The organism is Shewanella canadensis (assembly GCF_003966225.1).
Classification (GTDB): Bacteria; Pseudomonadota; Gammaproteobacteria; order Enterobacterales; family Shewanellaceae; genus Shewanella; species Shewanella canadensis.
The window spans coordinates 684721-706186 of record NZ_RXNU01000001.1; the positions used below are offsets into that span (position 1 = coordinate 684721).

The following is a 21466-nucleotide window of genomic DNA, read 5'->3' on the forward strand; positions in this document are numbered from 1 at the left end:
TGCGGTGAGTGCCGAAACCAATGTCATGAATAACGGTAGCAACATTGTCCCCACTAAGTATTGGCATCGATTAGACGATGGGCGTATCCAGTGTGATCTCTGTCCACGAGAGTGTCAGCTGCGTGATGGTAAACGGGGAGTGTGTTTCGTACGCCAGAATCTCGATGGCATGATCAAGCTGACCACCTATGGACGTTCGAGTGGTTTCTGTATCGATCCCATAGAGAAAAAGCCACTGAATCACTTTTATCCCGGAAGCTCAGTACTCTCATTTGGTACGGCCGGTTGTAATCTCTGCTGTAAGTTTTGCCAAAACTGGGACATCAGTAAATCACGTGAGTTCGATACCCTCAGCGCCAGTGCGAGCCCGGAGGCTCTGGCCCTCACGGCCGCGCGAATGGGCTGTAAGAGCATCGCGTTTACCTATAATGACCCGGTTATTTTTCTCGAGTATGCCGTCGATGTGGCACAAGCTTGTCATGAACATCAGATTCAAACCGTTGCCGTCACCGCGGGGTATATTAACCCCGAACCACGGATCGATTTTTTCAGGCATATGGATGCTGCCAATATTGACCTTAAGGGGTTTACAGAGCAGTTCTATCATAAGATCTGCTCAGGTCACCTCAGTGACGTGCTCGATACCTTGCTCTATGTTCGCCATGAAACACAGGTTTGGTTCGAAATCACCACCCTGCTTATCCCCGGTGAGAACGATAGCTCCACTGAGTTGGAGCAGCAGTGCCGATGGATCCATGACAATCTGGGGGCGGATGTTCCCCTGCACTTTAGTGCCTTTCACCCAGATTTTCATATGTTAGATAAACCTCGGACATCAGCCGATACCTTGAATCGAGCAAGAAATATCGCCCTTCAACAGGGGCTCAACCATGTCTATACCGGCAATGTATTCGATGTCGAAGGTGGCAGTACCTACTGTCCTGGATGCAAGAAGCAGGTGATAAACAGAGATTGGTATGAGCTGGGAGAATATCATCTAAACGCAGAGGGTAAATGTATCTATTGCGGGACTCAACTGCCCGGACGTTTCTCTGGTGCCCCGGGTCATTTTGGACGTAACAGGATCCCGATCACAATCGCTTAAGGTTTTGCGTTATTGGCTCTACTCTTCGTGTTGCTCATATGTGACGCGGCTCAACAATTTATACTTCCGTTTAACCTTTACCTATCCAATTAGAGGTATTGCTCTATGCTGGTCGCTATATGCGTACTTTTAAAAAATACGTACTGTTAAAAACAAACAAATAAAAACAAAAATCAAAGCTCTTAAATATTCTGAAAGGATCTTTTAAGGGGATAACGGGAGTCATTATGTCTGCGGCAGAACACCTCACAGGGAATGTTAGAGTTCAACACTCCAATACTCAAGCGACCGGATTGATGGATAAAATAAAATCGGTTAGATTTCAGCAAAAGTTAATAGCATTTCTCACTGTCATCTCATTTTTATTCCTTGGTTACCAAGGCGTGACGGCAATGCAGCAGGCGGGCTCATCGATAGAGAGTCTATACAATCAGGAGATGCAGCAGAGCATTCGTGCGACGAAAGTCCTTGAGGAGTTAAACGGTGCCCGTAGCGGTTTGCTACTCGCGTTTCAGCATGATCCTACCAACCCTTTCTCCGAGATGCATAATCATGAAGTCGATAAACATATCGGTGATACTGAGTCCTTCATTCGCCAACTTCATCAGATTATAGATAATGAGATATTGAAGTCGCCATTGGCCGGAGATGAACTGGCCAAGATAAAGGAGTTAGAACGATTGCTCGATAAGATTACTAATACAGGTTTTAATCCGGCTTTGGATGCACTGAGACAGGGGGATTACCTGGGATCGAATCGAATCTTACTGACACAGATTAATCCTCTGTTTAAAGAGATCACTGCCGAGACAGAGGCTTTCCTGACGTTAGAGACAGAAAAAGCGAAGATTAAGTTTGATGAATCCCAAGCGAGTGTCGCCACATTCATCCCTATGGTCATCCTCTTCTCCACTTTCAGTATCTTAGTCATTACACTCTCATCAACTTTACTGATCCGCAGGGTCAGTAAAGCGGTTGTCGGCCTGGAAAATACCGCGGTCGATATCGCTAATGGCGATCTGACCAAACGCATAGAGCTGGGCGGAGACGATGAGTTTTCACACATTGCAGAGTATGTGAATCAAATTGCCTACAGGTTTCAGCATGCGGTGCAAAATACCCATGATTCGACATCCAGATTGGCGAGCTCGGCCGAACAAAATTCTGTGGTATCGAATCAGACCCAACGAAATGTGGTCGATCAGCAGCAACAGACTCAGCTGATCGCAACGGCAATTCATCAGTTTACCGCGACGGTACGTGAGGTCGCTCAGAGTGCCGCTGCCGCCGCAACAACGTCGGAAGAAGCCAATGGCGCCGCCAGTAATGGTCAGAGTATTGTCGATGAGAGCATTAAGGTCATAGAAACTCTCTCTAAAGAGATGGACAGTGCGACCGAATCGATGAAACTCTTGTCGCAACATTCAGATGAAATTGGCTCTGTGGTCGATGTTATTCAGGGGATCTCCGAACAGACAAACCTGTTAGCACTCAATGCTGCCATCGAGGCCGCTCGCGCCGGCGAGCAGGGACGAGGCTTTGCGGTCGTGGCCGATGAGGTTCGTAATTTAGCCAAGCGGACTCAGGACTCCACGGAAGAGATCCAGAAGATGATCCAGCGACTACAGCAAGGTGCTCGTGACTCTATGGTGATGATGGAACGTGGCACCGAGCAGGCGAAGGTGAGTGTCGACAAATCACAGCAAGCCGGTGATGCACTGCAGCAAATTATGGCCAGTATCGAACAGATCAACGCCCTTAATGCGCAGATCGCGACGGCTTCCGAAGAGCAGAGCTCGGTAACCGAAGAGATAAATAAAAACATCAACAACATCAGCGATATCTCAGATCAGACCGCTGCGGGGGCCGAGCAGAGTAATGTGGCTACCCAGGAGTTAGCAGACCTGGCCGAGTCCATGCAAAAAGAGATCGCCCAGTACAGGGTGTAGCGTTATTTGAGCTGGAATTGAGAACATAGAAAGGGCTGTCGCAATGACAGCCTTTTTTTATATTGAGTGCGAGGTGCGAGGTGCGAGGTTGATATGACCCCGATATTCTTTATGTAGGAGCGGCTTTAGCCGTGAATGTTTCAGGTCAAAGAGTCGTAAGTTTTAAGTGGTAAGTAAAGCTAGTACCTTTCTTTGCTCTGTCTTTAGCTTCTTTAGCAACATCCCTAAGGCGCAGCCTTTCCAGTTCCAGTAAGACCGCCTCTACCTTATTATTGTGTGATAAGAGACATACATTTTTAAGATGTGATAAGGCTCAACTATTTTTACATTCCTTTTACTCTAAGCTACTTAATTGTAGGTAATGTACTAAGCTGATATCTATATTTGTATACCTAAAAATAATTATTATAAGTGCCAATATTTAGCTGGACTGTCTTAGATATTAATAGGGAATCATTATGTCTGCTTTAATCGCTCAATCAGGGAATGGAAGTGTTCAAAACTCCATCACATCGGGGTCTGGCCTTATGCAGCAGATAAGATCAGTTAGGTTTCAACTCAAGTTAATTGTATTTCTTACGGTTATCTCTTTTATACTTTTGGGGTATAAGGGGATCACAGGCATGCAGGGTGCGGGAGACTCTATCGAGAATCTCTACAGTCAGGGCATGCAGCACAGTATCAGGGCTGGTAAGGTGCTCAATGAGCTCGCAAGTGCACGCAGTGGGCTTTTGCTGGCATTTCAACACGACCCGAGTAGCAAATTTTCAGAGATGCATAATCATCCGCTGGAAAAGCACATCAAGGAAACTCAAGCCTCTATCAAGCTGCTGCATCACATCGTTGATAATGAGATTTTAAGCTCTCCTCTGGAAGCTGAGGAACGTGAGCAAATTAATCGATTAATTGAGCTGCTGGATAAGGTCACCATTTCAGGTTTCGAGCCCGCACTCGATGCGTTAGGAAGGGGAGAGTATGAGGAATCGAATCAGATATTACTGACTCAAATTAACCCTTTGTTTAAGAGTATCACCACAGAAGCTCAGTCATTTTTGGATCTGCAGATAGCCGAAGGGAAAGAGAGTTTTGAACAGTCTCAGGAGAATATGGCTTTCTTCATCCTGTTAGTCGCTATGCTTTCCTGCATCAGTACGCTGGTTATCAGTATCTGTTCTATTATGATTGTCAGGCGAGTTAACCAGGCGGTGACGCAACTTGAAAATACTGCGGTCGATATCACTAACGGCGATCTGACCAAGCGTATCAACCTCGGTGGAGATGATGAGTTTTCACATATTGCAGAGTTCGTGAATCATATTACTTCCAGATTTCAAAGCGCGGTGCTAAATACCCATGATTCGACATCCAGGCTGGCGAGTTCGGCCGAAGAAAACTCAGTGGTATCGACTCAGACTCAACGAAATGTGGTCGATCAACAACAGCAGACTCAGCTGATCGCAACGGCAATTCATCAATTTACGGCAACGGTGCGTGAGGTGGCTCAGAACGCTGCAGCCGCTGCAACGACGTCGGAAGAAGCGAATAACGCTGCCATTAATGGTCAGAGTATTGTCGATGAGAGCATTAAGGTCATAGAAACCCTCTCAAAAGAGATGGACAGTGCGACCGAGGCGATGAAGTTATTATCGCAACACTCAGATGAAATTGGCTCTGTGGTCGATGTTATTCAGGGGATCTCCGAACAGACTAACCTGTTAGCACTCAATGCTGCCATCGAGGCTGCTCGCGCCGGCGAGCAAGGACGAGGCTTTGCGGTCGTGGCCGATGAGGTTCGTAATTTAGCCAAGCGGACTCAGGACTCCACGGAAGAGATCCAGAAGATGATCCAGCGACTACAGCTGGGGGCCCGTGACTCTATGGTGATGATGGAGCGAGGCACCGAGCAGGCGAAGTTGAGTGTCGACAAATCACAGCAAGCCGGTGATGCACTGCAGCAGATTATGGCCAGTATCGAACAGATCAACTCTTTGAATGCGCAGATCGCGACGGCTTCCGAAGAGCAGAGCTCGGTAACCGAAGAGATAAATAAAAATATCATCAATATCAGCGATATCTCAGATCAGACCGCAGCAGGGGCCGAGCAGAGTAATGTGGCTACCCAGGAGTTAGCTAACTTGGCTGAGTCTATGCAGCAGGAGATCGCCCAGTATCGGGTGTAGCGTTATTTGAGCTGGAATTGAGAACATAAAAAGGGCTGTCGCAATGACAGCCTTTTTTTATATTGGGTACGAGCTGCGAGGGTGATATGACCCTACATTCTTTATGTAGGAGCGGCTTTAGCCGCGAATGTTTCAGGTCAAAGAGTTGTAAGTTTCTGGTCCGTCATCCTGAATTCATTTCAGGATCCAGCTTTGATGCTTAGAGAAAGTTGTAAGCGGTAAGTTATAAGTAAAGCTAGTACCTAGCTTTAGGCATTAAAAAAGGCAGCCTAATGGCTACCTCTCTTTGTTCTGTCTTGAACCTAAGGTTTATAAGTCAGGGCTTAAAACTCGAAGGCCATAAATGTTCCCTACATTGATTGGCATTTCCTTCATCCCTGTAGGTCACTTACAACTTCTTTTAGCTTTTAGCTTTTAGCTTTTAGCTTTTAGCTTTTAGCTTTTAGCTTTTAGCTTTTAGCTTTTAGCTTTTAGCTTTCAGCTTTCAGCTTCTAACTTCGCGAGTTCCGCTTTCTGCTCAGTTAGCTTCTCGATATCGCGCTGGTACTCGGCTTGCTTAGCACGCTCTTTCTCAATCACGGCAGCAGGTGCTTTCGCAACGAAGCCTTGGTTAGAAAGCTTACCTTCTATACGCTTAAACTCACCGGCCGCTTTCTCGAGTAGCTTGTCGATGCGGGCCACTTCTTTAGCCACATCGATAAGACCTGCCATAGGAATAAGCAGCTCCATATCACCAATCAATTGAGTGGTAGACATAGGGGCTGTTTCACCGTCGGCAAGAATCGTCATCGACTCAAGTTTCGCTAGCGTCTTGAAGAAGGTTTGGTTCGCCTCAAGGCGCGCCCTGTCCTGCTCACTCACGCCGCGTAGAAGGGCATTAAGCGGCTTAGATGGGGCAATGTTCAGCTCGGCGCGAATGTTACGTACCGCAGTGATCACTTGCTTCACCCACTCAAGATCTTCCATCGCCTGAGCATCGACCTTATCGGCTTGATATTCAGGGAACTCGGCTAACATCAGCGTGTCACCCTCGATGCCAGCGAGTGGCTGTACACGCTTCCAGATAGTCTCTGTTAGGTACGGCATCATTGGGTGCATCAGGCGTTGCATCTTCTCGAGTACAGTCACAAGAGTATGACGTGTACCACGAAGCTGAGCTTCTGTGCCACTTTGCATGACAGGTTTAGTCAGCTCTAAGTACCAGTCACAGAACTGGTTCCAGGTGAACTCATAGATGGTATTTGCCGCTAAGTCGAAACGGTAGTTTTCCATATGCTCGTCGTAGGCTTTAACCGTTTCGTTGAACAGACCGATAATCCAGCGATCCGCAAGGGATAGCTCCATTTCGCCCGGCTTGCCGTCAACTAAGATTTGACCGCAATCTAATGGCTCACCAGCTTTTTCGCTGTCTTGATCATCAGACTGAACTTCAGTGTTCATTAATACATAACGAGACGCGTTCCAGATCTTGTTACAGAAGCTGCGGTAACCATCGAGACGCTTCATGTCCCAGTTGATATCACGACCGGTCGATGCCATAGAGGCTAAGGTAAAGCGCAGTGCATCGGTACCGTGGGCTTCGATGCCATCGGCAAATTCTTTACGAGTGCTCTTCTCAATTTTTGCTGCAAGCTTAGGCTGCATCATGTTACCGGTACGCTTAGTGACCAGTGTCTCAAGATCGATACCGTCAATCATGTCGAGTGGGTCGAGTACGTTACCCTTAGACTTAGACATCTTATTACCGGCTTCATCACGGATAAGACCCGTAACGTAAACCGTCTTGAATGGTACCTGCGGCTTGCCGTTTTCATCTTTGATGAAGTGCATGGTCATCATGATCATGCGGGCAACCCAGAAGAAGATGATGTCAAAACCCGTCACCAACACATCGGTCGGGTGGAAGGCTTTAAGCTCTTCAGTATTCTTTGGCCAGCCCAGTGTAGAGAAAGTCCACAACGCAGAGCTGAACCAGGTATCGAGTACGTCGTTATCCTGGCTAAGCACCACTGAGTCGTCAAGCTTATGCTTGGCGCGAACCTCGGCTTCATCACGGCCAACATAGACTTTACCGGCTTCGTCATACCAAGCCGGGATACGATGTCCCCACCAAAGCTGACGTGAGATACACCAGTCGTTAATATCACGCATCCAAGAGTTGTACATGTTCTCATACTGCTGTGGCACAAACTTGATGTCACCATTATCAACGGCTTCCATCGCTGTTTTAGCCATAGGTGCAACAGAGACATACCATTGGTCGGTAAGCAGTGGCTCGATAACTACGCCTGAGCGATCGCCATAAGGCACTTTCAGTCCGTGTGGATCGATCTTACCTAGCAAGCCAAGCGTCTCAAATTCGGCAACAATGACTTTACGAGCCTCGAAACGGTCGAGACCGGCATAACGCTCTGGCAGACTGTTATCTAATTCGGTATTACTGGTGCCGTCGGTGTTAACCACTTCTGCAGATGAACGAATCGACGCATCGAAGGTTAAGATATTATACATTGGCAGCGCATGGCGCTTACCGACTTCGTAATCGTTAAAGTCGTGGGCTGGGGTGATCTTCACACAACCGGTACCGAACTCCATGTCGACATAATCGTCGGCAACAATCGGGATAAGACGGTTAACGACTGGCAGCAGGATGAACTTGCCGATCAGTGAAGCATAACGCTCGTCATCGGGATGAACCGCAACAGCGCTGTCACCTAGCATGGTTTCTGGACGCGTAGTTGCGACCTCTAAATAATCTTTGCCATCGGCAGTTAATGCGCCTTCGGCGAGCGGGTAGCGGAAATGCCACATGCTACCTTGCTTCTCTTTGTTCTCAACTTCGAGATCTGAGATAGCGGTGTGTAGGGCTGGGTCCCAGTTAACCAGGCGCTTACCGCGATAGATAAGGTCATCTTCGTACAAGCGTACAAATACTTCCTGTACCGCTTCAGACATACCTTCGTCCATGGTGAAACGTTCACGATCCCAATCAACCGATGCGCCAAGGCGACGTAGTTGCTTAGTGATAGTGCCGCCGGACTCGTTCTTCCAGTCCCAGATGCGGTCGATAAACTTTTCACGACCGAGATCATGACGTGTCTTGCCCTCTTCGGCAGCCACTTTACGCTCAACCAGCATCTGAGTCGCGATACCCGCATGGTCGGTACCGACCTGCCAAAGGGTGTTTTTGCCCTTCATACGCTGATAACGAGTCAAGGTATCCATAATGGTATCTTGGAAGGCATGGCCCATATGCAGACTTCCCGTCACATTTGGTGGCGGGATCATGATGCAATAGTTGCCCTGCGACTCATCGCCATGTGGCTTGAAGTAACCTTTCTCTTCCCAGCTTTGGTAGAGAGACTGTTCAATAGACTGCGGATTGTATGTTTTTTCCATGGGAGCGTATGCTTCTCAAACTAAATTAAGTGGTTGTTTTGCTAAATCCTGAGTGTTCAATGTAACTCCCAGGCTCCGATACTGCCGGTATCGCTCGCGAGCGATCGCCTTATGGCCGGTATCGTTGGCAACGAAATCGATAATCTGACCAAAGTTTACCGCAAATGAGGGGACTTGGTCTGCAAGATTAATCAGAAGATGGCGATTTTTATTGGGACCCAGCTTATCGAAGCCGATTTCAACCGGAGCACCGGTGGCGGGTCCTTCCCCTTTCAAATTATGGGGAACGAAAGAGCGCGGTTCAAACTGCCATAAAAGTTCATCGATGGCGTAAGCCTGCTCTCTATCCTGGCAATGAAGATAAACCAGTTGCTGCTTTATAAATGCCTGCTGAGCCAGTTCACAAGCCAAGTGAAACATTTGCTCTAATGCCGTTCCCGAGCTTCGAGGCTCAGTTGGCATAAGATAAAATAGGGTCTGTGTCATAGTTAGGCTTATTCAGCGGACGAAAGAGGAGATTTTACACAAAAACGGGGACGAGTTCAGCCTCTAATCTCTGTTTTATTTGTGGCTGCGGCTTTTATTTACTTCATGAAACTTCAAATGGAAGTTGTAGCCTTGTGGTTATCAATTGCTTGCAGCAGGCTTAAGTGCAAACACTTCTGCGACACGCTGTGAATATGTCCCTATACGCTCTGCGATTTCATCCCTGAAATCGAAGGTCACAGCCGCGTTTACACTGGCTACGATTACAAGAAGTTGTCTCTTCGATTGAACGGTGGCTCTGGGGAGTAGATAGTTTTAATGGTAATAACTATTATCGTTAAGTTAGAAAAAACACGTATTACATAATGTAATACGTGTTGACGCCTCCTTTAGCTTGTATTACTTTTCGTATTACGTTGCACTCATTCGATATGTAATACAGGAAGGTAAGTATGTCACTCTCTACACAAATAAAAAACATGATAAGTACCCCATCAGATTCACAACTGCTGTCAATTCGAATCCCGACAACTACAGTAAACCAATTGGAAGAACTAGCACAGATTCTAGAGAAAACGCGTTCAGAGTTGATAAGTACATTTATCGATGGAGGGTTGGAAGAACTTGAAAAGCAGTTATCGGATGCTAGAAATGAAAAAGCATTGGCAAGCGATACTAATACAGAGTCAAAGTCTCGTTATTTTCTGTTAAATACTAACTACAACAATTCACATCAAGACCATTATACAATGCTTGAAAATGAGGAAGCATCAGCCTTTTATGGTAACTGGAAAGAGAATATTGCTTACCTTGAAGATGGTGATGTCGTATTCCTCTATCAAAGTGGAAATGGAATTGTAGGTTATGGTTATTCAGACGGAAAGCTTATCAAAAGGGATCATGAAGGCAGTCCAGGTGAATGGTATTCTCGAAAGCTAAATAACTTTGTGCGTTTGGATAAGCCACTTACAGCAAAGGCTTGTAAAGATACAACTAAATCAAATTTCAACTTCAGAATGACAATGGTTAGCTTAAGTAAAGAGCAGGGTGAAGCACTGCTAAGCAAGCTTAATCAATCATAACTTTGTTGAGTGTGAGTGCTGACTTTTGCTAAATATAATTTGCCGATTTAGTGAACCGTACTGATCAGTCAAACGAGCTGTTACACTATGTGTTACACGCTCTGTTACACACGTTAGTGGTTACTTACTATGAAGCTCAATAAAATCGAATGTCATGAGTTGGCTAAGTTGTCTTATCGGCCAACTCATATTTTCAAGCGAAGAGAATACTTGCTTGTAAATCAGCAGGTGTAGATACGGCTGCGAGCTTCGATGACATGGATGTCATCGCAGAGCCCACAAGGATGTGCTTGCGGCGACTCGCAGAAGTGTCTACACATTCAGCTCACCGCAGGTGATAAATAGCCATGAAGGTACGGGTTTCAATAACCTACTAACAAATTAAGACGTTTTCATTAAACCTCGAAGCCAGATTCGGCTGTCGAGCAGGCAGCAGAAAATAGTCACCTTGCTGAGCATATAAGTAAATTTTGCCTGTTATGGCTGGGGCGGACCTACCTTTAATTCTTAGGAGATAAAGTCAGCTATGACTTGTTGTTTTTTGGGGTATCCCTTGCACCGGCCAGTCGGCCGAAAAATACCGATAAACCTATGGTTTTTCTGACATGCTCAGCCCAGTAAGCACCAATGAGAAATCCTACTGCAGCCCATATCGGTACGTTTAATGAGTAAACTTCTCCGGATTGCAGGCTGATCATGATACCGATAAAAGCGCCTATGAGTGTTGGTGAGCAGGCAATGGATAACCACAGTAATGACTGAACGAACAAAGCGACGAATCTCATCTATTATCCTTAATTCAGATGTTGTTGACATATTATGTCTTATGTTGGGTCGAATTTAAATCAATATAATTTCATCAACCTTCTTTAAGTGTGAAATCAGACGCTGGTAAGCCAGCAAACTTGCTGGTAAATTAGTCATTGGTTGAACTATCAGCCAAAGTAGTAACCAAACTGATTTTTTATTAATAGCTAAAGTAACAGCTAATCCAAGGAGTATTTGATGATTGTAGTTTCCCTTTACCGGGCAAACACCGCAAGTTAACCAACTTAAGTTAACCGTTTTAAGTTAACTGTTTTTAAGTTAACTAACTTAAGTTAAACCTGCATCTGCCCGGTAGTGAAGTTCACTTTTACCGGGGTCTTAGTTTTATATAAGTTTAAGAATCCCAGAATGAAAATATTCAGGCGCTTTGCGCTGGGGTCAATATGACAAAATCAAATCGTTTCGCCTCTATCCGTTCCACTAAAAAAACCGTTATCACACAGCCTGCTAAACCAGAGCCTGCCGTCGGGCACTCTGTTGAAAAAGAAGCTGTTGAACATTCAAATAAGTTAAGCCTGTCGCAGATGGGGTGGCGTGTTCACTTTCAGCACCAGCTAGCAGGTCTTGATTTTTCTGAGGGAAGAGTAGCGCGAATCTCTGCCCATCACCGTGGTCAGTACGACTTGCTCTCCGAACTTGGGGAAACCAGTTTAGCTGTCAAGAGTGACCTCCCGCCTATGACAGTAGGCGACTGGCTACTACTCGATGAACAAGGCAACTTTCTGCATCTGTTTGAGCGTGACTCTCTGTTTAGTCGTAAGGCGGCGGGGAGTAAGCTTGAGCGGCAACTGATAGCATCGAATCTGGACTGGGTGTTTATCGTTTCATCGCTTAATCACGACTTTAATATCAACCGTATCGAACGATATCTGGCGCTGGTCAATGACGCCAAGGTGACGCCTGTGGTGGTGCTGACCAAGCAAGATCTCTGTGATGATATTAGTGCCTATACCGAGCAACTCAGGGCATTGGACAGTAACTTGTTGATTGAAACTGTCAATGGTCTGGATGGCGATAGCGTGCAGGCGCTTAAGAGTTACTGCGGTAATGGTAAAACTGTGGCATTGATAGGCTCGTCCGGTGTGGGTAAGTCGACTCTGGTTAACAGTTTACTGGGTCAGGTAGAGCAAAGCACATCCGGCGTTCGGACTGATGATAGCAAGGGGCGGCACACGACCACGGGACGCTCCCTGCATCTGATGCCAACTGGTGGTCTATTGCTCGATACGCCGGGGATGCGCGAGCTGCAGCTGGCCGACTGTGAAGATGGAGTGAATGATACCTTCTCTGAGCTGGTCAGTTTAGCCGAGCAGTGTCGCTTTGGTGATTGCCAGCATCAACAGGAGCCAGGCTGTGCGGTACAAGATGCTATCTCATCGGGAAGTATGAGTGAGCGCCGCCTTGTGAGTTATCAAAAGCTGCTGCGTGAACAAGCACTAAACGGTGCCAGCATCGCCGAGAAGCGCGCCCAAGGACGTAGTCAGAGTAAGCTATATAAACGCATACAGGAGAGCTCGAGATCCAATAAGCGGGGCTAGTTAATAAGAGAGGCTATTGTCCCAATGGCCTCTCTTTGTTTGGCTTTTTTTGAGTATCGATAGCTCAAGCTCTCAGCCCTTGTATCCTCAGTCCTTGTATCTCAGTTCTCTTTATCTCACTTGTCTTTGACCTGCTTATCCGTTTGGAATTAATTCCATAAGTGGACTGAGTTTGCACAAGTTTTCCCTGTTGCAGAAGGCTTCAAAAGTCTGACCTAAATTCGTTGCCCACTATGAAACCCACTTGTATCTTAACATGTAACTAAAATGAGGTTTTTCTGATCTCAGCTGTGATGATTCGGTGAAACATCTCTGATTGCTTGTTCTTAAAATATGGGCTGAAATATCTATGCTGCTGAAACACAAAATAACGGGATTGTTTACTTCGTTATCATTTTTTATGGTGCTCCTCGTATCAATCGTTGCTTATCAAAATTTTGCTGAATTCAGTCAGGCCAGTTATCAGGCAAAGGTTGAAACGCAATCTAAGCTGGTGGCTCAGGCATTAGATGAAAAGTTAATGCGTTTTTTCGATGTGATCGATTCTGCCGCATTCTTCTTCGACGAAAATGGCGAGCTCGATCTTGAACGAGCCAACCTCACCGTTGAGCAGATAGCCAAAACGGTAAAAGGGGAGGCCGGTATCTATTTGGGTTTAAAAGATGGCACCCTGATTAGTGATGGTAAAGTCGTGGAAAATTTCAATGCGATCACGGCTAAGCGTGAGTGGTTCTTGAAGATTTTTGAAGGTGAGCATTACGTAGTTTCAAGGTCCTTTGTGGATGTCACTAAGAACGTCGAAGTGTTTGGCCTTTCTGTTCCTATCATGCACCAGGGGCGAACTTCCGGGGTCGTGTTAATCAACATCCCCGTTAAGTTATTCAGTGATTTCGCCGCCTCTCTTACCAGTAACAACCAGATGTTCGTCTACCGCAGCGATGGCTACATTTTATCGAGTGAGGATAAAGACAATATTGGTAAGAACATATTTGAAATACGCCCACAATACAGGGTGATATCAGAATTAAACAAGTCGATGACATACACAGCTTCCGGTTTGGGCGATTACTTCGTTACAAGCAATAAGCTGAAGGTTCGTAATTGGACTGTGGCTAGCTATGAAGCGGTGAAAGTCATAGAAGCTGCCAGTATGAATAACCTATATGAAGCTCTTATTTTAATTGCCGTCTCTCTGGTTGCACTCATGATCGTTATTTACCAGATGGTTATTCGTCTTATCTACAAACCTATTGGCGGGGAACCTCTGGAGATCTCAAACATTGTTAAGCAAGTGGCAGATGGTGATTTGAGTATGGATTTATCCTCTTCTGGCCAAGAGGGGATTTATGGCAATGTGATTGCCATGGCACAGAATCTTAGGGTCATTGTCACCAATATCAATGAAACGACAGGTGAACTTAATCGATCCTCTGTCTCCCTATCATCGTCAGCTGAGACTATGAGTAATGGCTCAAAGGCACAAACAGTGCAGCTCGAGCAGACTTCGGCGGCGATGAACGAAATGACCTCCACAGTCGATGAAGTGGCGCGAAGTGCACTGCAAGCGGCAGAGTCAGCTCAGGGCACTAATGAGCATTCCGAAGTTGGAATGAAGGTGGTAGAGGATATGAATGCCAATATCCGTTCACTGGTCAACGAGATGAACGATGTCACCCATGTCATCGAAAATGTTGAGGCCGAAACTGTCAATATTGGTAGTATTCTCGATGTGATTAAAGGCATTGCCGACCAGACTAATCTTTTGGCGTTAAATGCTGCAATTGAAGCGGCACGAGCCGGTGAGCAAGGTCGCGGTTTTGCAGTAGTGGCAGATGAAGTTCGAAGCCTTGCAAGCCGTACACAAGAGAGCGCCAATGAGATCTCTGTGATGATTGAAAAGCTACAAACAGAGGCTAAAAAAGCGGTAGATCAGATGGGGAAGAATGCTCAGCTTGCTGGACTGACCTCGACAAAGACTGAGGAAGCAAACTTATCGCTGACACAAATAACGACATCTGTTTCTGTCATTCTAAATATGAATGACCAGATCGCCACAGCATCAGAGCAGCAAACCCAGGTAGCAGCAGAAATTAACCAGAGTGTTCTGGAGATCAATGATTCGGCAAAAGAAACCAATAAGCACGCCGATAGCACTACGGAACTCGCACAAGAGCTGGGCGGAATGGCGAATACCCTAAATGGTATTGTGAGCCAATTTAAGCTTTGAAGAGAGCCCCAAACCTCCCTTTAATGTCATCTGTAGAAGCAGCCGTGATCGTTCGTGACCACGGCTTTCTAATACATGCTGTGACATGATGCAAATAGTCTGGTTTCATCTAGAATTTAATTATGAAGAGGACTCCGACTAAAATTTGTGTGCTTTATGATGGTGCCTGTCCCCGCTGTATCAAAGACCGGGATAACTATCTACGCCTGGCTGGAGGTCGAGCCGAAGGGGTGAGCTGGTTCGATATAATACCAATCGGTATAAAGATGTGATCGCTCAGCGAGTATGTAGCGCTTCTGAGGCAAGGCAACGAGTGAAGAACATAGTTATTCTACGTTTAAGCTCGTTAACACTGCATCAGGTGCGCTAAAACTCGCCTTTCAGGAGTGTTTTTGGCTGCCTACTTCTGCGTTGAATGACTTCAGAAGGGAGCACCATTCCCTCACTCATTCGCCTTGAATTAGTTTGCCAAAAAAACTCTGAGTAGATCACTTTCTTATACCGATTGGTATAACGACAAGGATGAGCAACTAAAGAGTTGGGGGATAGATCCCCGCAAGGCGTTGACTGAGTTACATGTGATTATTGGCTCAGATGAAAGCGTGGGGAAGCCGAAGAGGAGCAGAGGAATTACGTTCGCGGAACTTGATTCTGGTTTAGCCTTACCGGACGAGCCAATAGTATTATCCGAGCTGGATGCGTATATCGTACTAATGGAAAAGGTACCAGTGTTGAAAGCGTTAGCCTGGCTTATGGGGCTGAGCCTCGTGCGCCCCGCGCTGTCTGCTTGGTACCACAGGGCGGTGCATAAACGGCTTAAGCGTGAAGGACGCTTATAAGAGAGGATTTTGGTTTGTGGCGTTCGTGACGACCACTCCCCGTCGGCAACCTTGTCGAATTCAGTTATGGTCAACCTATAATACCAATTGCATTAAATAATTAATCAATTCAGAGCCCCCTCAGGATTTTCAATTCAAGGCGCATTGATGAGGAAATGGTTACTCCCTTTTAAGTCAATGCAAAGCAGAAGTGGGAAGCCTGAGGGGCTCACGTAGTGCGACTGATGTTTAAAGCAAAGGGCAAAGCCCTTTATGCTGCACTGGATGCTTTCGATATACGACTGCATGGATGCAGAAGGTAGAGCAACGCAGGAGCTTGTTGCCGAGAATAACTATTAGCTTCAATCATCCTACTTGCCTACAGAGCTTTGCACTCTCGCTGAATGGTCAGGTACTTAGTGCAATTGGTATAAGATAGACCTAGGCTCATGAAAACTTTCGGGCAAAGCAGGCAAATAAAAAGGGTGAACACCTATGTGTTCACCCTTTAGCTTGTTACTTAGTGCTCAACGATGAGTTTATTCCCCTTGAGGAACACCCGCTCGGTTGATCAGGAACTGAGTTAACAAAGGTACCGGACGTCCGGTAGAGCCTTTATTAGCACCACTGTTCCAAGCCGTACCGGCCACATCGATATGTGCCCAGTTGTACTTCTTAGTGAATCGGGACAGGAAGCAGGCTGCCGTGATTGCACCACCGGCGCGACCGCCAAGGTTGGTCATATCGGCAAATGGGCTCTCTAAATGCTCTTGGTACTCATCCCACAATGGCAAGCGCCATGCGCGGTCGCCACTTTGCTCACCGGCATTTAACAGCTCATGTGCAAGTGGGTTGTGTCCGGAGAACAGACCCGATGCGTGCTTACCCAGTGCGATAACACAGGCACCGGTTAAGGTTGCGGTATCGACCACTAATTCAGGATCGAAACGCTCAACATAAGTTAATACGTCACATAATACTAAACGCCCTTCGGCATCGGTATTGAGCACTTCAACGGTTTGGCCTGACATAGTCGTCAGGATATCACCTGGGCGGTAAGCGTTGCTCGATGGCATGTTTTCACAGCCGGCAAGAATACCCACAACATTGATAGGTAGTTTCATATCACACAGGGCTTTCATCGCACCGATAACACCGGCAGCGCCACCCATGTCGTATTTCATTTCGTCCATGGCTTCGCCAGGCTTGAGTGAAATACCACCCGAGTCGAAGGTTAGACCCTTACCGACCAAGACGATTGGCTTTTCGGTATTGTCGACGGCACCCTTGTACTCCATGACAGTCATAATCGATTCGTTATCACTGCCACGGCCCACAGCTAGGTATGAGTTCATACCTAGTTTAGCCATCTGCTCTTCGCCAAGCGTAGTGACGGTAAGCTCTTCACTGTTCTCGCCCATTTGACGAGCCTGAGAAGCGAGGTAAGCCGGGTTACAGATGTTTGGTGGCATGTTAGCCACATCACGACAAAGACGCATACCGGCAGATACTGCCATACCATGCTCGATGGCGCGTTCACCCACGGTCAGTTCGCGACGCGTCGGTACGTTAAATACCAGTTTACGCAGTGGACGACGAGTCTCACCTTTGGCACTCTTAAGGGCATCGAAATTGTAGAGACTGTTTTGAGTCGTTTCTACCGCTTCACGCACCTTCCAATAGGTGTCACGGCCTTTAACGTGCAACTCGGTCAGAAAACAAACGGCTTCCATTGAACCCGTTTCGTTCAGAGTCTTGATAGTTTTCGTTATGATCTGCTTGTATTGGCGCTCATCTAACTCACGCTCTTTTCCGCAGCCGACAAGTAATACTCGCTCACTTAGTACGTTTGGCACATGATGCAAAAGTAGCATCTGTCCAGGTTTTCCTTCTAAATCGCCACGACGAAGTAAGTTACTGATATAGCCTTCACTTATTTTATCAAGCTGCTCAGCAATACCTGAAAGACGTCGAGGTTCATACACGCCAACCACAATACAGGCCGAACGTTGTTTTTCCGGACTACCGCTCTTAACGCTAAACTCCATGAGCTCTCCTAGATTCTTAAAGACAAATTTTAATATTTATTAGATAATGTCTGCTTGCGCCCAAAACGGGCCTAAAATTGGTACACCAAAGTCTGTTTTTTTAGGTGTTTTTTCGCCATTTTTAGTTCATGGCTGGTCACAAAACTATCAAAAGTAGACAGTCTACATGAAAGTTTGACTGACACCAGCATAATTATAAGTTAAGAGACCGGATCCAGCCTGTGATTGTATTTAGATATTTGATTAGAGAAGTTTTTAAGGCACAAATTGCGGTACTTTTCGTGCTTCTGGCTATTTTTATTAGCCAACACTTTGTGCGAGTACTCGCAAATGCGTCTGATGGTGAATTTCCAGCTTCTCTGGTCATAACCCTTTTGGGCCTCAACCTTCCCTATCTTGCGGTTTTAGTCATACCTTTAAGCTTATTCTTAGGAATATTATTGGCTCATGGGCGTATGTACGCCGAAAGTGAGATGGTGGTATTACACGGCGTAGGTGTGAGTGAATGGTATATCACACGAGTCACTCTCTTGCTGGCCGTGATAAATATGCTCTTCACCGGTTACCTGTCTGTTTTTGTGACGCCCTGGGCCGAAGAGAAACAGAATCAGGTGCTGGAATCGGCTCAGTCTGAAGCCGGGCTTGCGGCAATCACCCAGGGTCGTTTCCAGACCAGTCCTAATGGCAGAGCCGTATTGTTCGTCGAACGAATCGACAGAGATAATCAACTCAATAAAGTCTTCGTTGCTCAACTTCCCGATCCCGAAGATGAATCGGGGCAGAGTAATATCGTCATGGCTAAAGGGGGCAGCGTTGTCGAAGACAGCTCCGGTGGACAACGCTTACAACTCAATGATGGCGTGCAGTATCAGGGCACGCCTAAGAAGGTCGATTTTCAAGTCGTTGAGTTCGGCGGCTACCAGATGCAGATTAAGGAGCAAGAAGTTGACGAGCGTCGTCGCAAGCTTTCTGCACTGCCCATCAAAGATCTGATGGCCTTAGATGGCCCGGAAGCGACGGCCGAGTTTCATTGGCGATTAGCTATACCGCTGGCTATCCCCTTAATGACACTGATTGCCGTCCCTATGGCGCGGGTTAATGTCCGTCAGGGTAAGTTTGCCAAGATGTTCCCGGCCATCTTACTATACCTCGGCTATTTCGGCTTGATGATAGCCGGACGAAAAGCCTTAGAAGATGGTGTGGTACCTGCCTATCTAGGCATGTGGTGGATACATGCCTCGGCCCTGTTCCTGGGGATATTGCTCTTGGGTAGGGAGCGGCCATCGGGGGCGAAATTATCGGGTATGTTTAAGCGTAAGAAGGTGGCAGTGTGAGGATTTTAGATCTCTATATTGCCAGAACAATAGTCAGCACTTCAGCCCTGTGTTTGCTTATTCTTACCGGCCTTTCAGGCATCATTAAATGGGTGGATCAGTTACGTTTAGTCGGGCGTGGTAGTTACACCATGCTCGATGCCGGTATTTATGTCTTGTTTCTTATCCCCAGAGACCTGGAGATGTTTTTCCCTCTGGGTGTGCTGCTGGGTGCCTTGATTGGCATGGGGATGCTGGCATCCAACTCTGAGTTGGTAGTGATGCAGTCTTCGGGCTTGTCTCGTTGGCAAATTACCCTCTCGGCGATGAAAACCGCCGTACCTCTGATGCTGTTGATTATGGCGTTAGGTGAATGGGGAGCCCCGGTTGCGGAGCAAAAAGCCAATGAATTACAGGCGACCAAACTCTCCGGCGGTAGCCTGATTAAATCCAGTCGCGGGATCTGGGCCAAAGATGGCGATCTGTTTGTTAATATCGGCGAAGTCGAAGATATCAATCATCTGGGCAACATTACCCTGTATGAGTTCGATGAGACGCTCTCTTTAGTGCGTACCATTCACGCCGAACATGGTGTCTATTCCAATGACCATTGGCGCTTAGTGGATGTGAGGCAGACCGATCTGACCGAAGATAGGGTGACACTCACCGACTTAACACTCTACCGTTGGGAGTCGACCCTGACTCCGGATAAACTGAGTGTTGTTTCGGTTAAGCCCGAATCTCTCTCGATTCAAGGCTTGATAGGCTACCTGGATTACCTCAAGGTTAATAATCAAGATTTTGCCCGATACGAATTGGCACTGTGGCGTAAATTACTGCAGCCGGTAACGGTGGGAGTCATGATGTTAGTCGCGCTCTCTTTCGTGTTTGGTCCGCTAAGAACTGTGACCATGGGAGCGAGAGTGTTATTAGGCGTCATCGCCGGATTCAGCTTCTATATCAGTAGCGAAATCTTTGGCCCGCTAACCTTAGTCTACGGGGTGCCGGCATTTATCGGCGCCGGAATGCCCGCGGTGATATTCAGTGCCGGAGCCATCTATTTTATTAGGAAATAGGAATCCTGAGCGACTAGACACCTAGGACACTCATTGCATGAGCTAATAGACGCCAGCAAAGCTGGCTGTTATACCAATCGGTATAAAGGTGTGGTCACTCAGCGAGAGTTTAGCGCTTGTGAGGCAAGGCAACGAGTGAGGAACATAGTTATTCTACGTTTAAGCTCGTTAACGCCGTATCGGAAGCGCTAAAACTCGCCTTTTAGGAGTGTTTTTGGCAGCCTACTTCTGTGTTGAATGAGTTCAAAAGGGATCACCATTCCCTCACTCTTTCGCCTTGAATTATGCAGCCAAAAATAACTCTGAGTTGACCACTTTCTTATACCGATTGGTATTTAATCTAAGACGACACTCACTTTGTGAGCTAATCGACACCAGCGTTGCTAGTTGTTGGAAAGAGGCATAGCTGAATATTTTCCAAAGAACCAGAATCTAACAGCTTGTCTTTATCCAATAGAGCGCAGCTCGTCGAATAGGCGTAGCCGTCCGCGAAGTGATAGGCCGTAGACCGTCTTCTCTACTTTTCCTTGGTCCTAAAAACGCTACACCCCATGCCAGTTACGCATCTGGTTGGCTTCCTTAGACAGTACGACCACTTCTGAGCGAGTCATCATATCCTGGAGGGCGAGCTTATCTCCGTTGATTAAGATCCACAGGTTACCTATGCCAAGCAGAGACCATACAAGTCTGGCGGAGGCGGTGATAACGCTCAGACTCTGGCCGTTAGGATGCTGAACCTTTAGTCTCCAGGCTCGCATGCCTAAAGTTTGGCCACCATGACTCCAAAAGGCTATGTAGAACAAGCCCACGCACAGTGCGATCCAGAATTGATAGATGCCTTTATAAAGAGGTGTACCATTGAGTAGATCTGAAACATGTTCAAAGCTTCCCATCTCAATCAGACCCGCCGAGGTGAGGGCGGTAAACACCCCAAAGCCGATGGCTCCGGCTATCATGTAAACGGCAACAGCGAGCAGTAGATCGTAGACTATGGCGCCGAAACGACGGAAGAAACTCGCACGGGGGAAATTAGCATGTTCGCTATTGGGCATTGAGCTTTCTTTCATTGATATTCTCTTAACTTCAATTGAGATCCAAGGCTGTTTATCCAGCCACTAAAGATGACTGGATAAAATGACGACGGGCTATGAATTTTCTTTCGGATCGTCTTTAATGTAATAGATATCACTAAAGCCCATTTTAGCAAACTCGTTATCTCTAAAATCTCTTACCGCCGACTTCCCTTTAGAGGTCATCATCACCTGCTGTTCCATCATATGATAGTTGGTCAGATCTATCCCTTCCGCTGCCGCGACAGCCTCATGAATATTATTGAATTTGTCATAGGCGAAGTTAATCTCTTTCGCTTGCTTCTTAAATTTGTAGGTAATTCTACGAGCCATAATATGTTCTCTAA

General features: G+C 46.6%; 14 protein-coding genes. 8 read left to right on the top strand and 6 right to left on the bottom strand.

Annotated elements, in window-relative coordinates:
• Positions 1–25 precede the first annotated feature (25 nt).
• From amrS to EKG38_RS03040, 3 genes are all read left to right on the top strand, one after another.
• A complete protein-coding gene (amrS, locus tag EKG38_RS03030; RefSeq protein ID WP_126518762.1) occupies positions 26–1105 on the top strand; it encodes an AmmeMemoRadiSam system radical SAM enzyme in 1080 nt (359 codons plus the stop codon).
• A 227-nt stretch (positions 1106–1332) separates the two neighbouring features.
• Positions 1333–3054 (top strand): methyl-accepting chemotaxis protein, encoded by a 1722-nt coding sequence (locus EKG38_RS03035; protein ID WP_126518525.1) that lies wholly within the window; start codon positions 1333–1335, stop codon positions 3052–3054.
• A 458-nt stretch (positions 3055–3512) separates the two neighbouring features.
• Positions 3513–5234: a methyl-accepting chemotaxis protein gene (locus tag EKG38_RS03040; protein WP_126518527.1), complete on the top strand. Its 1722-nt coding sequence runs from the start codon at positions 3513–3515 to the stop codon at positions 5232–5234.
• Positions 5235–5711: 477 nt separating this feature from the next.
• Here the strand turns inward: EKG38_RS03040 and EKG38_RS03045 are convergent, their stop codons facing one another.
• On the bottom strand, positions 5712–8633 hold the full coding sequence (locus tag EKG38_RS03045) for a valine--tRNA ligase (RefSeq protein ID WP_126518529.1): 2922 nt from the start codon (positions 8631–8633) through the stop codon (positions 5712–5714).
• Positions 8634–8648: 15 nt separating this feature from the next.
• The gene (locus tag EKG38_RS03050) at positions 8649–9119 is read right to left on the bottom strand and encodes a DNA polymerase III subunit chi (protein ID WP_126518531.1); all 471 of its coding nucleotides are present in this window, start codon (positions 9117–9119) and stop codon (positions 8649–8651) included.
• 452 nt (positions 9120–9571) lie between these two features.
• On the opposite strand from EKG38_RS03050, the gene EKG38_RS03055 reads away from it, so the two are divergent.
• The gene (locus tag EKG38_RS03055; RefSeq protein WP_126518533.1) at positions 9572–10201 is read left to right on the top strand and encodes a CopG family ribbon-helix-helix protein; all 630 of its coding nucleotides are present in this window, start codon (positions 9572–9574) and stop codon (positions 10199–10201) included.
• Positions 10202–10725: 524 nt separating this feature from the next.
• On the opposite strand, the gene EKG38_RS03060 is transcribed toward EKG38_RS03055, so the two are convergent.
• Positions 10726–10986 carry a hypothetical protein gene (locus EKG38_RS03060; protein ID WP_126518535.1) on the bottom strand — a complete coding sequence of 87 codons (261 nt, stop codon included), beginning with the start codon at positions 10984–10986 and terminating at the stop codon, positions 10726–10728.
• Positions 10987–11412: 426 nt separating this feature from the next.
• Here EKG38_RS03060 and rsgA point away from each other — a divergent pair, with 426 nt between their 5' ends.
• Positions 11413–12567 (top strand): ribosome small subunit-dependent GTPase A, encoded by a 1155-nt coding sequence (rsgA, locus tag EKG38_RS03065; protein WP_126518537.1) that lies wholly within the window; start codon positions 11413–11415, stop codon positions 12565–12567.
• Positions 12568–12916: 349 nt separating this feature from the next.
• The gene (locus EKG38_RS03070; RefSeq protein ID WP_126518538.1) at positions 12917–14794 is read left to right on the top strand and encodes a methyl-accepting chemotaxis protein; all 1878 of its coding nucleotides are present in this window, start codon (positions 12917–12919) and stop codon (positions 14792–14794) included.
• Positions 14795–16151: 1357 nt separating this feature from the next.
• Here the strand turns inward: EKG38_RS03070 and pepA are convergent.
• The gene (pepA, locus tag EKG38_RS03090) at positions 16152–17660 is read right to left on the bottom strand and encodes a leucyl aminopeptidase (RefSeq protein ID WP_126518540.1); all 1509 of its coding nucleotides are present in this window, start codon (positions 17658–17660) and stop codon (positions 16152–16154) included.
• Positions 17661–17881: 221 nt separating this feature from the next.
• Here pepA and lptF point away from each other — a divergent pair, with 221 nt between their 5' ends.
• Both lptF and lptG read left to right on the top strand, forming a co-directional pair.
• Entirely contained in the window at positions 17882–18994 is a 1113-nt protein-coding gene (gene lptF / locus EKG38_RS03095) for an LPS export ABC transporter permease LptF (RefSeq protein ID WP_126518542.1), read from the top strand.
• Positions 18991–20049 (top strand): LPS export ABC transporter permease LptG, encoded by a 1059-nt coding sequence (gene lptG / locus EKG38_RS03100; protein ID WP_126518544.1) that lies wholly within the window; start codon positions 18991–18993, stop codon positions 20047–20049. Before lptF ends, lptG begins: the two co-directional genes overlap by 4 nt.
• Before the next feature lie 542 nt (positions 20050–20591).
• Here the strand turns inward: lptG and EKG38_RS03105 are convergent.
• The gene (locus EKG38_RS03105) at positions 20592–21101 is read right to left on the bottom strand and encodes an RDD family protein (RefSeq protein WP_126518764.1); all 510 of its coding nucleotides are present in this window, start codon (positions 21099–21101) and stop codon (positions 20592–20594) included.
• 93 nt (positions 21102–21194) lie between these two features.
• Positions 21195–21452, bottom strand: coding sequence for a DUF2960 domain-containing protein (locus EKG38_RS03110; RefSeq protein WP_012141365.1), 258 nt, complete (start codon positions 21450–21452; stop codon positions 21195–21197).
• Between the last annotated feature and the right edge of the window lie 14 nt (positions 21453–21466).

What these genes read in the sequence shown, in the direction of transcription:
- amrS (WP_126518762.1), top strand. Translation starts at nt 26, where the DNA reads ATGAATAACGGTAGCAACATTGTCCCCACTAAGTATTGGCATCGATTA.
- EKG38_RS03035 (WP_126518525.1), top strand. Translation starts at nt 1,333, where the DNA reads ATGTCTGCGGCAGAACACCTCACAGGGAATGTTAGAGTTCAACACTCC.
- EKG38_RS03040 (WP_126518527.1), top strand. Translation starts at nt 3,513, where the DNA reads ATGTCTGCTTTAATCGCTCAATCAGGGAATGGAAGTGTTCAAAACTCC.
- EKG38_RS03045 (WP_126518529.1), bottom strand. Translation starts at nt 8,633, where the DNA reads ATGGAAAAAACATACAATCCGCAGTCTATTGAACAGTCTCTCTACCAA.
- EKG38_RS03050 (WP_126518531.1), bottom strand. Translation starts at nt 9,119, where the DNA reads ATGACACAGACCCTATTTTATCTTATGCCAACTGAGCCTCGAAGCTCG.
- EKG38_RS03055 (WP_126518533.1), top strand. Translation starts at nt 9,572, where the DNA reads ATGTCACTCTCTACACAAATAAAAAACATGATAAGTACCCCATCAGAT.
- EKG38_RS03060 (WP_126518535.1), bottom strand. Translation starts at nt 10,986, where the DNA reads ATGAGATTCGTCGCTTTGTTCGTTCAGTCATTACTGTGGTTATCCATT.
- rsgA (WP_126518537.1), top strand. Translation starts at nt 11,413, where the DNA reads ATGACAAAATCAAATCGTTTCGCCTCTATCCGTTCCACTAAAAAAACC.
- EKG38_RS03070 (WP_126518538.1), top strand. Translation starts at nt 12,917, where the DNA reads ATGCTGCTGAAACACAAAATAACGGGATTGTTTACTTCGTTATCATTT.
- pepA (WP_126518540.1), bottom strand. Translation starts at nt 17,660, where the DNA reads ATGGAGTTTAGCGTTAAGAGCGGTAGTCCGGAAAAACAACGTTCGGCC.
- EKG38_RS03105 (WP_126518764.1), bottom strand. Translation starts at nt 21,101, where the DNA reads ATGCCCAATAGCGAACATGCTAATTTCCCCCGTGCGAGTTTCTTCCGT.
- EKG38_RS03110 (WP_012141365.1), bottom strand. Translation starts at nt 21,452, where the DNA reads ATGGCTCGTAGAATTACCTACAAATTTAAGAAGCAAGCGAAAGAGATT.